The sequence below is a fragment of the Streptomyces sp. 11-1-2 genome, from assembly GCF_003595545.1.
Lineage (GTDB): Bacteria > Actinomycetota > Actinomycetes > Streptomycetales > Streptomycetaceae > Streptomyces > Streptomyces hygroscopicus_B.
Genome location: NZ_CP022545.1, coordinates 93,226 through 105,961, shown reverse-complemented (window position 1 = coordinate 105,961; position 12,736 = coordinate 93,226). Strand labels below are relative to the sequence as shown.

Annotated in this window: 9 protein-coding genes and 1 pseudogene; 5 read left to right on the top strand and 5 right to left on the bottom strand. The window is 71.4% G+C overall.

The window, feature by feature from the left end:
* Window positions 1-42: 42 nt before the first annotated feature.
* The 4 genes and pseudogenes from CGL27_RS00465 to CGL27_RS00450 all read right to left on the bottom strand — a co-directional run bounded on the left by CGL27_RS00465 (window position 43) and on the right by CGL27_RS00450 (window position 3,930).
* Window positions 43-1,032, bottom strand: a complete 990-nt coding sequence (locus tag CGL27_RS00465) for a serine hydrolase (protein ID WP_162952822.1) — start codon at window positions 1,030-1,032, stop codon at window positions 43-45.
* Window positions 1,033-1,899: 867 nt separating this feature from the next.
* Window positions 1,900-2,018 (bottom strand): annotated as a pseudogene (locus CGL27_RS00460) (leucine zipper domain-containing protein); the annotation flags it as partial.
* Between the two features lie 20 nt (window positions 2,019-2,038).
* Window positions 2,039-2,935, bottom strand: coding sequence for an N-acetylmuramic acid 6-phosphate etherase (murQ, locus tag CGL27_RS00455; RefSeq protein ID WP_119983756.1), 897 nt, complete (start codon window positions 2,933-2,935; stop codon window positions 2,039-2,041).
* A gap of 47 nt (window positions 2,936-2,982) precedes the next feature.
* Complete coding sequence (locus CGL27_RS00450; RefSeq protein WP_119983755.1) at window positions 2,983-3,930, bottom strand: MurR/RpiR family transcriptional regulator; 948 nt, start codon at window positions 3,928-3,930, stop codon at window positions 2,983-2,985.
* Between the two features lie 213 nt (window positions 3,931-4,143).
* Here CGL27_RS00450 and CGL27_RS00445 point away from each other — a divergent pair, with 213 nt between their 5' ends.
* The 5 genes from CGL27_RS00445 to CGL27_RS00425 all read left to right on the top strand — a co-directional run bounded on the left by CGL27_RS00445 (window position 4,144) and on the right by CGL27_RS00425 (window position 12,190).
* Window positions 4,144-5,145 carry a BadF/BadG/BcrA/BcrD ATPase family protein gene (locus CGL27_RS00445; protein WP_119983754.1) on the top strand — a complete coding sequence of 334 codons (1,002 nt, stop codon included), beginning with the start codon at window positions 4,144-4,146 and terminating at the stop codon, window positions 5,143-5,145.
* Window positions 5,146-5,147: 2 nt separating this feature from the next.
* A complete protein-coding gene (locus CGL27_RS00440) occupies window positions 5,148-6,713 on the top strand; it encodes a sodium:solute symporter (RefSeq protein ID WP_119983753.1) in 1,566 nt (521 codons plus the stop codon).
* Window positions 6,714-6,849: 136 nt separating this feature from the next.
* The gene (locus CGL27_RS00435; RefSeq protein ID WP_119983752.1) at window positions 6,850-8,019 is read left to right on the top strand and encodes an anhydro-N-acetylmuramic acid kinase; all 1,170 of its coding nucleotides are present in this window, start codon (window positions 6,850-6,852) and stop codon (window positions 8,017-8,019) included.
* Between the two features lie 24 nt (window positions 8,020-8,043).
* Window positions 8,044-10,914 (top strand): FAD-binding and (Fe-S)-binding domain-containing protein, encoded by a 2,871-nt coding sequence (locus CGL27_RS00430; RefSeq protein WP_119983751.1) that lies wholly within the window; start codon window positions 8,044-8,046, stop codon window positions 10,912-10,914.
* A gap of 19 nt (window positions 10,915-10,933) precedes the next feature.
* Entirely contained in the window at window positions 10,934-12,190 is a 1,257-nt protein-coding gene (locus CGL27_RS00425) for a DUF1343 domain-containing protein (protein WP_119983750.1), read from the top strand.
* 129 nt (window positions 12,191-12,319) lie between these two features.
* Here the strand turns inward: CGL27_RS00425 and CGL27_RS00420 are convergent, their stop codons facing one another.
* Window positions 12,320-12,643 (bottom strand): helix-turn-helix domain-containing protein, encoded by a 324-nt coding sequence (locus CGL27_RS00420; RefSeq protein WP_240450282.1) that lies wholly within the window; start codon window positions 12,641-12,643, stop codon window positions 12,320-12,322.
* Window positions 12,644-12,736 lie beyond the last annotated feature (93 nt).

Genomic DNA, 12,736 nt, shown 5'->3' with positions numbered 1-12,736 from the left:
CCGGCCACTTTTCGGGCCGGCCGGGGCCTGCGCCCTTCGGGCTCAGCGCAGTGCGTGGACCACGGAGTCGAGTAGTGCGAAGAGCTCCGGATCTACGTCGACCCCGGGCCGCAGAGCGCTCCACACCACGGTGACGACGCCTTCCGCGGGGTTGATGTAGAGCTTCTGCCCGCCGTGCCTGAGCCCTACGAAGGTCGGGACGGGGCCGCGCGCACCGGCGATCCCGGGCGGGATGGCCCACCACAGGTAGCCGTAGCCGTACGGGGATCCCTCGTACAGGCGGCCGTAGTCGGTGATCCTCGACTCGGGCCGGCCGGCCCGGTCGCGCCATCCCCTCGGCAGGACTCCGTCGCCGCCGGTCAGGATGGACTGCCCGAAACGGCCGTAGTCGCGCAGTGTCGCCTGGATGCAGCTTCCGCCCATCTCCCGGCCCCCGGGCGCGTCGAGTATCCAGTACGCGTCGGCTTCCATTCCGAGGGGGCGCCAGATCTTTTCCGACAGGTAGTGGCTCGCCGTCTTCCCCGTCGCGTTGGCGACGACGGCCGAGAGCACGTAGGCCTCGCCGGTGGAGTAGTTGAATCCGCTGCCCGGTGCCGCCGCCCGCGGGCGGGTCCGCATGAGTTCCATGACCGCGCCCGGCTGCTTGCCGTATATCCCTGTGAACATGCGCGCGATGTCGTTGTCGCCGTAGGGGTCGTTCGCGCCGGCTTCGATCCATGTGACGCCCGAGGTCATCTGGAGCAGCTGCCGGATCGTGTTGTCCTGGTAGGCGCTGCCCTTCAGCTCGGGGACGTACCGCAGGACCGGATCGTCGAGTCCGCCGATCACGCCGTCGGCCAGGGCCGCGCCGATCAAGGTAGAGGTGACGGACTTGGCAATGGACATCGACGTCCACCGCGTCGTTTCGGTGTTGCCCATCGCGTACTGCTCGTGGGCGATGGCGCCGTCCTTGAGCACCAGGAGACCGGCTATCCGGTTCTCGGAGACGAAGCGCTGGACGGTGCGCCTGGTCCCCTGGTAGGTGTAGCGCACGTCGCCCAGCGAAGTCCCGTTGCGCGGGAGCGGGGTGGTTCGGGCCGGGTCCGTGTGGATGGCGCGGGTCGCGAGTCGTTGGCGGTCGACGTGTCGATAGGTCGCGGCCTGGTTCTCCGGGGTGGTGTCGAGGAGGTTCTCGGCGATCGGCTCGGCGTCCGGTGCGAGGCGCGAGCGGCTGGACGTACTCGGGTGCCTCGACCGCGCCTCGCGCCATCCACGCCGAGAGCGCTCACGGCTGCGATCCCCGCCGCGGTGAGCGTGGATCGGCGGCTCAGGACGTGGTGACTGTCGATGGGCCTGAAGGTCATCGCGGCTCTCCCCTCATGATCGAGCCGCATGGCCTCGTCTGTGATGCGGCTCGCGGAACGTCGGAGGCAAGTGTTCATACACATCGCGGATGGGGCCAATGTGCCGTACACACACCGGAACGGTTGAGGTTGTGGCCGCATGGCCTATGGCTGGTGGGGTTGCCGTGCTCCCACGGTCAGCTGCGTGACCGGCGCGATACCGCACGATAGACCCCGAGCGCCGCGGGCGGCCGTGCAACCTCCCACCCATGTCTTGACACCCGCCTCTCCGACACGGCCGATGGCGGAGCACCTGCGCCGACCCGCTCGTGCGCCAGACGGCCCGGGTCGCACTGAGCACCCTGTACCGCAGGTGTCCGACTGGAACAACAACCTCGGCTTCCACGGCTTGACGTCGCGCTGGGGCACCGGCGGCGATTGAGCACCGGACCGGCCCGTACACCGCGCACCGCCGACTCCCGGCCTGGTCCAGGGCGAGCGCCAGTCGGCGCTGCTGGAGCTGGCCGATGTGGTGTTCACGGCGCCTGCGCAGCACCCGTTCCTCCACGCGGGCGGATGTCCGGCGTGGTGAGTGGTGGGGGCGGCTGGAGCGGTGGCTCATGCCCGCTGCCCCGTGGTGGCGGTAGCGGTGGGCCCAGTGGGCGGCGGTGGTGTAGGTGCCGACGTCTGGAACCGGCCACGTTTTTCACCTCAGGTCATGGGCGGCCGATGGCAGTGCGCGTGTCGCCGTGCGCCAGGTTCAGGCGCCGGGCGGCCTCCTCGGCGGTGCAGCGGGCGAGCAGCATGACGATGGCCGTCTTGGCATGTCCGTCGGCAGCTCGCAGCGCCCCGGCGGCGGTGTCGGCATCGGTCCCAGTGGCTTCGACGACGATGCGTCGGGCCCGGTCGACGAGCTTTTCGTTACTGGCCCGGACATCGACCATGAGGTTCCCGTAAACCTTGCCGACCTGCACCATCGACGCGGTCGAGAGCATGTTGCAGACCATCTTCTCGGCGGTGCCGCCTTTGAGTCGGGTCGATCCGGTGAGAACCTCGGGGCCGGTGGGGACCTCGATGGGGATATCGGCGTAGCGGCTGACCACCGTGTCGCGGTTGCAGGCGACCGATACGGTGACGGCGCCCTGGGCGGCGGCGTGCTTCAGGCCACCGACGACGTAGGGAGTACGGCCGCTGGCGGCGAGCCCGACGACCGTGTCGCAGTCGTTCACACCGATCTCCTTGAGGTCGTCGACCGCCCTTGCGGGTTGGTCCTCGGCCCCCTCGACCGCCACGACGAAGGCGCCCGGGCCGCCGGAGAGCAGGCCCACGACCTGCTCAGGGGAGGTGCCGAAGGTCGGGGGGCACTCGACGGCGTCGAGCAGCCCGATGCGGCCGCTGGTGCCGGCGCCAAGGTAGATGAGCCGTCCGCCCCGCCGCAGGGACTCGGAGACCGCCTCGACGGCGGCCCCGATCTGCGGGAGGGCGTCGCGGACGGCGAGGGCGACGCTCTGGTCCTCGGCGTTCATGACCGAGAGCAGTTCGGAGACCGGCATGCGGTCCAGTTCGGTGGTCCGCTCGTTGCGAGCCTCGGTGCCGAGTGTGCTCAGGTCCACGGCGCAGGCGTCCTTTCAAGGGGCGGTGTCGGCTGGGGGAAGGGGGTTCAGCCGTCGGCGGGGGTGTGGCGCTGCGCCTTCGGGCGACGGCGACGCTGGACGGCCCCGTAGGTCTTCTCCAGGGCCGCGGTCGTGGCGTCGAAGGAGCGCTGGGCGACGCCGACGAACAGGCAGTCGATGAGTGCGAGTTGGGCGATGCGGCTGACGGTGGCCCCGGAGCGGAAGGGTGTCTCCCGGGCGCAGGTCGTCAGCACGACCTCCGCGCTCTGCGCGAGGGTGGAGCGCGGAACGTTGGTGAGGGCGATGGTGGTGGCGCCACGTTCGGCGGCGGCCCGGAGGGGCTCGACCGTGTCCTCGGTCTCCCCGGAGTGGGAGATGGCCAGGGCGACGTCGCCGGGCCCGAGGAGGGCCGTAGCGGTCAGGGCGGCGTGCCGGTCGGTCCAGACGAAGGCCAGGTGACCGATGCGGTGTAGTTTCTGGTGCAGGTCCTGGCCGACGAATGCGCTGGCGCCGATACCGAATATGTCGATGCGGCGGGCCCCGGCCACAGCGGTGACCGCGCGGCCCAGCGCCTCGGTGTCGAGCCCGGCCCCGGTGTCCTCCAGAGCACGCACCTCGTTGTAGACGATCTTGCGGACGATGTCGCCGAGTGTGTCTGTGGCGCTGATGTCGGTGCCCGGTACGGGGCGTTGGCCGACGAGCGCGTGCTCGCGGGCCGCGGCGGCGGCCAGGGCGAGGCGCAGTTGCGGGTAGTTGGGGATCCCTATGGCCCGGCAGAAGCGCATCACGGTGGCCATCGATGTGTCGGCCTGCTTGCCGAGCGTGCTGATGGACAGCTCCGACGCCTGAGCCGGGTCGGTCAGGACGATGTCGGCGACCCGCCGTTCCGAAGGGGCCAGGGACGGGAGTGCCGCGCGGATGCGCGCCAGGGTCTCGGCGGGGGAGGTGTCCTCCGCGGGCTGGGCGGCAGTGCGGGGTGTTTCCCGGCGGGCCATGGGTCATTCCCTCCTGAGTGGCTGGGCCACACGCTAACCGCGTGCAGCAGGAACGTCAAAAATTTACGGAATGAAACTCGCAAGGTTAGTTATTGACATGTGGAGGTCGGCCTTCTGATACTCGCTGGACCACGATCCGCGCCGGTCACCGATGCCCCGCCTACCCCGTGACCGCCCGATGCGACGGATCCCCACCGACCGAAGGCACGTCGTATGACAGCAGCAATAGCGGTAGACCTGGGCAAGACCGGCTGCCGTGCCGTTGTATGGGCCGACGGTGCCGGTCCCGCCCGTACCGTCCAGGAGGTGCCAGGAGCTCCTGGGCTCGCCGCCGAGAACGGAGTGGCGACGGCCCGTGCCGCCGTGCGCGCCGCCGTCCTGCCGCTCCTGGACCGGGAGCTCTCGCTCCGGCCTGCCACGGTCTGCGTCGGTGCGGCGGGGGCCGCCGCCGCACCGGAGGCGGCCCGCGCCCTGGCCGTCGCACTTCTGGAGGATCTGCCCGTGAACGAGGTGGCCGTCACCAGCGACGCGGTCACCGCCCACGCGGGCGCCCTGGGCGGTCGCACCGGCGTGGTGCTCGCGATCGGCACCGGTTCCGTCGCCGTCGGCATCGGGGACGACGGGTCGTACGCCCGTGTAGACGGGTGGGGCCCCTGGCTCGGTGACGAGGGCGGCGGCGCCTGGATCGGTGCCGCCGGTCTGCGGGGAGCGCTGCGTGCCCACGACGGACGTGGACCGGACACCGCGTTGCTGGCCGCCGCCGTCGAGCGCTTCGGCGACCCGGACCGGCTGCCCTCGGCCGTCAGCCGGGACGGCAACCAGGCCCGCACCATCGCGTCCTTCGCCCCGGACGTGGCACGGGTGGCCGCCGCGGGTGACACGACGGCGTCCGTGATCGTCCGGGACGCCGCCGGAGCGCTCGCCGAGGCCGTACTCGCCGCCGCCCGCCGAACCGGTGGCGGGGCCCTCGCCGTCACCATCACCGGTGGGCTCACCGGCCTCGGCGAACCGCTCCTCGGTCCGCTGCGGTCGGCCCTCACCGACTCCCCGCGCCCCCTCGAGTTGCGGTCCCCGCTCGGGGATCCGCTGGATGGCGCGGGCCTGCTGGCGCTGAACGCGTCGGCACCCCACGAACCCCACGTCGCCCGTGTGAGGCGGGCGACGCCTATCGTCCCCGCCCTGCCGCCGACATCGTCGGCCGCTGTTGAGGAGTGAGCGTGCGCCAACTCGACCTGGTGGTGGTCGTCGTCTATCTGGTCGCCATCGCGGTGATCGGACTGCGGCTGGCCGGCCGGCAGAAGACGTCGAAGGACTATTTCGTCGGTGAGGGCCACATGCCGTGGTGGACGGTCTCGTTCTCCGTGGTGGCGACCGAGACCAGCGTGCTCACGGTCATCAGCGTGCCCGGCGGTGCTTACAGTGGCCAGGCCTTCGGCAACGTCGAACTTGCCCTGGGCTACGTCATCGGCCGCGTCGTCGTGGCCACCGTGCTCATCCCCCTCTACAAGCGCGGCGGGTTCGTCAGCGCCTACCAGTACCTGGGTGACAGGTTCGGGCTCAAGATGCAGGGGCTCGCCTCGGTGACCTTCGTCTTCACGCGGCTCCTGGCCGAGGGGGTGAGGCTGTTCGCGTCCGCGATCCCGATCAAGCTCCTGCTCGACGAGTTCGGAGTGCACGCCGGCTACCGGGTCATCATCGTCGTCCTCACACTGATCACCGTCGTCTACACCTACCTCGGCGGCATCAAGGCGGTCATCTGGACCGACGCCATCCAGATGGGTCTGTACCTGGGCGGTGCGATCCTCGCCATCGCGGTGCTGTCCAGCCACGTCGGCGGTGCCGGCTTCGCGGACGCCCTGCACACCGGCCGGTTCGATCTGTTCGACACCGACTTCGGGCTCGCCCACATCCTCACCAGCCCGTTCGCCCTGCCGACCGCGATCATCGGCGGTGCCATCTTCGCGATGGCCAGCCACGGCTCCGACCAGCTGATCGTCCAGCGCATCCTGGCCACCCGGACCCTGCGAGACGGCCAGAAGGCCATGATCGCCTCCGGTGTCTTCGTCACCGTCCAGTTCGCCGCGTTCTCCTTGGTCGGCGCCCTACTGTGGTCGTACAACCAGGGCAGGAGCTTCAAGGAGCTGGGCCTGGCCAGCTCCGACAACCTGTACCCGGACTTCATCCTCCACGGCCTGCCCGTGGTGGTCTCCGGCCTGCTCGTGGCCGGAATCCTCGGCGCGGCGATGGGCTCGCTGTCCTCGGCGCTGAACTCGATGTCGAACTCGACGGTCGCCGACATCATCCACAGCTTCTTCCGCAGCGCGCCGTCCGAGGAGTTCCTGCTCAGGCTCGCCCGGGTGATGACACTGGTGTGGGCAGTGCTGATGGCCGTGTTCGCCTGCGCCTTCAGCGCCAGTACCGGCAACGTCTACCTCACGGGCCTGACCATCGCGGGCTACACCTACGGCGCGCTCCTCGGCGCGTTCCTCCTCGGACGGCTCGTCAGACGCGCCAACGAGGTCGACGCCGTCGTGGCCTTCGTGGTGACGGTCGCGGTCATGACCTACATCGTGCGCGAGGTGAAGATCGACGTCACGGTGGCCGGGGCCACCGTGCCCACGGCGATCGCCGCCCAGTGGCTGGTCCCGATCGGTGTGGTGGTCACCCTGGTCGTCGGCGGCCTGATGAGCCTGTTCCACCGCGCCCCCGAGACCGCCGAGGCCCTTGAGGGCGACGGCGGGCCCGGATCCGGCCGTGCGGCGGTGCCCGTCGGCTCGGAGTGATGAGGCACGCAGCCGACCCGGTGCGGGGGCATCGCGGCCCCCGCCCCCTGTACAGCGACAGCCCCTTGGAAGGAGAAGCCATGCAGCAACCGCAGTCGACCCCGCCCGCGCGGCGGAACGTGGGCCAGGAGGCACCGTGCGCGTGATCGGCCTCATGTCGGGCACCTCCTACGACGCCATCGAAGCCGCCGCAGCCGACCTCACCCTGGACGGCGACGTTCTGTGCCTGCGGCCTCTCGGTCATCTCTCCCGGCCCTACCCCGGCGACCTGCGCGACCTGATCGCCGACACCCTCCCGCCGGCGGCGACCACCATCCGGGCCGTCTGCGCACTGGACACCGGCATCGGCCAGGCCTTCGCCGACGCCGCCCGACACGCCCTGCACGAACTGTGCGACGGCACCGCGGACCTGGTGGTCTCGCACGGTCAGACCATGCACCACTGGGTGGAGAACGGCACCGTCCGCGGCACCCTCCAACTCGGCCAGCCGGCCTGGATCGCCGAAGCGACCGGCCTTCCCGTCGTCTGCGACCTGCGCAGCCGGGACGTCGCCGCCGGCGGTCAGGGTGCCCCACTGGTCGCCATGACCGACACACTGCTCCTACGTGCCCTGCCCGGCACCCCCGCCGCACTCAACCTGGGCGGTATCGCCAACATCACCGTCGTCGCCCCCGGCACCGACCCTCTGGCCTTCGACACGGGACCGGCGAACGCCCTTCTGGACTCCGCCGTACGGCACTTCACCGCGGGCGCCGCCGCCTACGACGAGGACGGCCGCAGGGCCGCCGTGGGCCGAGCCGATCCCGACCTGCTCGCCTTCCTGCTGAACGACCCCTACTACCGCAGGCCCGCGCCCAAGAGCACCGGCAAGGAGCACTTCCACCTGCCCTATCTACAAAGGGCCCTCGACGCCGTGCCCACGCCTCGCCCCGAGGACGTCCTGGCCACCCTGACCCGGCTCACCGCCGTCACCGTCGCGGACGCCTGCCGCGCTCACGGGGTCACCGAACTCGTCGTCTCCGGCGGCGGCGCCCGCAACCCGGTGCTGATGCGCATGACCGCCGAGGAACTACCGGGCGTGCCGGTCCGCCCCAGCGACGCACTGGGCCTGCCCGCCGACGCCAAGGAGGCCCTGGCCTTCGCCGTGCTGGGCTTCCTCACCGTCAACGGCCTGCCCGGTACGTTTCCCTCGGGCACCGGAGCCCGCTGCCCAACGCTCCTCGGCAGCATCACGCCCGGCCTGCTGCCGTTGCGCCTGTGCGAACCCGCCGCACAGCCGCCACGCCTGCTGCGCATCACGCACTGACCCCCATCCCGGCATCGAGGACCCATGACCCCCTCCACCACGACCGTCCCCGCGCCGCCTGTCCCGGAAGGGGACGCCCGCCTGGCCCGACTCCTGGCCGCGTGCGTCAGCGACCCGTCCAGGGTGACGACCGATGTGCCGCGCAGGGTCGCGGCTGCCCACGACGCCTCGCCGTACCTGTTCACGCCGCGCGCCGTCGTGCGCGCCGCGTCGGCGGCCGAGGTGGGCGCCCTGATGGCCGGGGCCGGCGCCGCCGGGCTGCCGCTCACACTGCGCTCGGGCGGCACCAGCCTGGCCGGGCAGGCGAGCGGCGACGGCATCCTCGTGGACGTCCGCAGCCACTGGCGCAGCGCGGAGGTCCTCGACGAGGGACTGCGCATCCGGCTGCAACCGGGCCTGACGGTGCGCCAGGCCAATGCGCGGCTCGCCCGGTACGGGCGTCGGCTCGGCCCCGACCCGGCAAGCGAGTCCGCCTGCACCATCGGCGGCCTGGTCGCCAACAACTCCAGCGGCATGAACTGCGGCACGCAGGACAACGCCTACCGCACCATGGAGTCCCTGCGGTTCGTGCTGCCGTCCGGGACCGTGATCGACACCGCGGCCCCCGACGCCGACGAGGCACTGCGCGCCCGCGAGCCCGAACTGCACGCGGGACTCCTGCGGCTGCGCGACCGCATTCGCGCCTCCGCCGTCTCCCGCGCCGTCATCGAGCGGCTGTTCTCGATGAAGAACACCCTGGGCTACGGGCTCAACTCGTTCTTGGACCACAGTAATCCGGCCGACATCCTCGCCCACCTCATGATCGGCAGCGAGGGCACCCTCGCCTTCGTAGGGGAGGCGGTCTTCCGTACCGTCCCCCTGCTGCCGCACACCGCCACCGGCCTGCTGGTACTGCCCGGCCTCGCCGAGGCCACCGACGCCCTGCCGGCGCTGCTGGCCGCCGGCGTCCGCACCGCCGAACTCCTCGACGCCGCATCACTGCGTGTGGCGCAGCGGTCCCCGAATCCGGTCGACGCACTGCACGGTTTGCGCGTGGAGCGGCAGGCGGCCCTGCTGGTCGAGTTCGCCGAGGACAGCGCCGAACTGCTTCAGGAGACGGTGGCGGCCGCGCGGCCGGTCCTGGAGCGCCTGCCCGCCGTCACCGGTACCTCGCTCGTCCGCGACCCGCGCGTCAGAGCCCGGCTCTGGCACCTGCGCAAGGGTCTGTACACCGCGGTCGCGGGTGCGCGCCGTCCCGGAACCACAGCGCTCCTGGAGGACATCGCGGTGCCGATGGAACGGCTGACCCGCACCTGTGAGGGACTTATCGGACTCTTCGACCGGCACGGCTACCAGGACGCGGTGACCTTCGGCCACGCTCGCGACGGCAACCTTCACTTCATGCTCACCCAGGACTTCGACTCCGCCCGGGAGATCGAGCGCTACGCCCGGTTCACCGACAATATGGTCGACCTCGTCCTGGACGCCGGGGGCACGCTGAAGGCCGAGCACGGCACCGGCCGCGCCATGGCCCCCTTCGTCCGCCGCCAGTACGGCGACGAACTGTATGCCATCATGCGTGAGCTGAAGCGGCTGTGCGACCCGCACGGCGTGCTCAACCCGGGCGTGATCCTGGAGGACGATCCGGCCGCCCACCTGCGCAACCTCAAGAGTGTCCCGCAGGTCGATCCCGCACTCGACTCCTGCGTCGAGTGCGGCTACTGCGAGCCCGTCTGCCCCACAGCGGATGCCACCACGACGCCTCGTCAGCGCATCGCCCTCCAGCGGGAGATCGCGCTGGCCACTGTTGCCGGCGACGAGGAACGCCGCCGCGCCCTGGAAACCGACTACACCTACGCGGCTGTCGACAGCTGCGCGGCTGATGGCCTGTGCGTCACAGCCTGCCCGGTCGCCATCGACACCGGCGCGGTCATGAAACGCCTGCGCGCCGAACGCCACGGCGCCGCCGCACAACGCGCCGGGAACGCCGCCGCCCGGCACTGGGCGACCGCGGTCAAGGGCGTACGCGCCGCGCTGAACACCGCCCACGCTCTGCCCGCCCCCGCACTGCGCGCCGCCACCGGTGCGGCCCGCCGGCTCGGGGCGGGGGAACTGGTCCCCGCCTGGGCGGACGACATCCCCCGCGGTGGCCCGGCCCGTCCTGCTCCGCGGCGCCCGGCAGAGCCACGTGCGGTGTTCTTCGCCGCATGCATCGGCAGCGTCTTCGCTCCCGAGGCAGCTCCCGGTGGGGCGGCGGGCTCGGCTGCCGCCTTCCTGCGGTTGTGCGAGCGGGCGGGCGTTCCCATCACCGTGCCCGGTGAGCTGGCCGGACTGTGCTGCGGCACTCCCTGGCAGTCCAAGGGCTACACCACCGGATACCGGACCATGGCCTCCCGCACCCTGGAGGCGCTGTGGGAGGCGAGTGGCCACGGCATGCTCCCCGTGGTCTGCGATGCTTCCTCCTGCACCCACGGCCTGGAGCAACTGCCCGACGCACTCCCGGAATCCGACCGCGCCCGTTTCGCCTCGCTGAAGTTCGTCGACAGCGTCGTCTTCACCGCCGACCACCTGCTCCCCGCCCTGCCCGAACCCCGCCGCCTGCGCACCCTCGCCCTGCACCCCACCTGCTCCACCGTGCACCTGGGCATCGAGAGCGCCTTGCGCACCCTGGCGGCGGCGGTCGGCGACGAGGTCACCGTCCCCGACAACTGGGGCTGCTGTGCCTTCGCCGGGGACCGTGGTCTGCTCCACCCGGAGGTCACAGCGGCCGCCACCGCGGCCCAGGCCGCCGAGATCACAGCCGGAACATACGACGCGTACGCCTCCTGCAACCGCACCTGTGAGATGGGCATGACCCGCGCCACAGGCCACCCCTACCGGCATGTGCTGGAACTCCTCGACGAAGCCACCGCCTGATCCCCACGGAGGTCACACCATGAACTTGTCCCGACGGAATCTGCTGGCCGCCGGCTCCGCCGCGGGGGCCCTGACGGTCACGGGCGCGGCCGCCGCCGCACCGGCCGCCGCGGCTCGGGGCAACGGCCACCGGCTGCGTACCGGCTTCGAACGCCTGGCCGAGGGCGGATACGCACCGCTCCACGGCCAACGTGTCGGCATCGTCACCAACCCGACGGGCGTGACCCGCGACGTACGCCACATCGTCGACGTGATGCATGCGGACGACCACGTGAACCTGGTCGCCGTCTTCGGACCCGAGCACGGTTTCCGCGGAACCGCGCAGGCGGGCGGCTCGGAGGGCCGCTACGACGACCCGGCGACGGGCCTGCCGGTGTACGACACCTATCTCAAAAACGGCCGGCCGCTGGCCGACATCTTCACCGCCTCCGGCGTCGACACCGTGGTGTTCGACATCCAGGACGTGGGCGCGCGCTTCTACACGTACATCTGGACGCTCTACGACTGCATGGAGGCCGCACAGCTCGCGGGCAAGCGCGTCGTGGTCCTGGACCGGCCCAACCCGATGACGGGACGCGGCGCGCTCGGCCCCGTGCTGCACAAGGAGTTCGCGTCGTTCGTCGGCCGGCAGCCCATCGCCCAGGCACACGGCATGACGGTCGCGGAGCTGGCACGGCTCTTCAACGGCGAGTTCCTGCGGACCCCGGTGCACTTGGAGACGGTGCCCATGACCGGATGGCGGCGCTCGGATTTCCATGACGTCTCCGGTCTGCCCTGGGTGCCTCCGAGCCCGAACATGCCGACTCCCGACACCGCCCTCGTCTACTCCGGGACGTGCCTCTTCGAGGGCACCAACCTGTCGGAGGGGCGCGGCACGACCCGTCCCTTCGAACTGCTCGGGGCCGAGGGCATCGACGCCCGGTGGGCCGAGGCCGCGAACGCCCTCGACCTGCCCGGGGTGGAGTTCCGTGAGGCGTACTTCGCCCCCACCTTCTCGAAGTTCCAGGGAACGACGGTGGGCGGCGTGCAGATCCACGTCCACGACCGCGACGTGTACGACCCCATACACACGGGAGTGGCGCTACTGGTGACCGCGAAGCGCGTATGGAGCGACTTCGCCTGGCGGCCCGACTACAGCATCGACCGGCTGACGGGCAGCACGCGGGTCCGCACGATGATCGACGGGGGAGCTGGGGCGGACGAGGTGGCGGCGGCCTGGGGGAGTGAGCTGGCGGCGTTCCGCCGCGTCCGCCGCCACTACCTCCTCTACCGCTGACAGCCCGGCCGACCCGGTCCAGGATCTGGCTGGGCCCCCGAGAAGGGCGCGGCGCAGACGCCGTCGTTGATATGTACTCCTTCACCGTGAGGCTCTGCGCGGCCAGGGCCGGGCGTGCCTCGTCGCCGGTCAAGGATGCGTGCGATGCTCGTCGGGCGGCCAGTGCAGGGCGAACCAGAGTTCCCTGCGGACGCCCGGGTCCCGCAGGTCGACGTCGAGGAGTTCGGCGACCCGAGCGAGGCGGTGGCGCACGGTGTTGCGGTGCACCCGCAGGGCTGCCGCGGCGCGGTCCCAGCTGCCGCGCAGGTTCAGCCAGGTTCGCAGGGTGTCCAGGAGGACCGTGGCGCCCGGTGAGCCGGCCTGGTCCAGCGGGGCGAAGCGGGTCCGGGCGAGCTCTTGGGCGTCGGCGGGCGCGACGATCGCATCAAGGCTGAACGGGTCGGGGGAGTGCACGACGGCGGGGTATCGGCGGCGATCGCGCGCTGCCGGGCGCGCTCGGCCTGGCGGTCGGCTCGTGGCAGGTCGGGGGCGGCCGCGGGCGCGCTG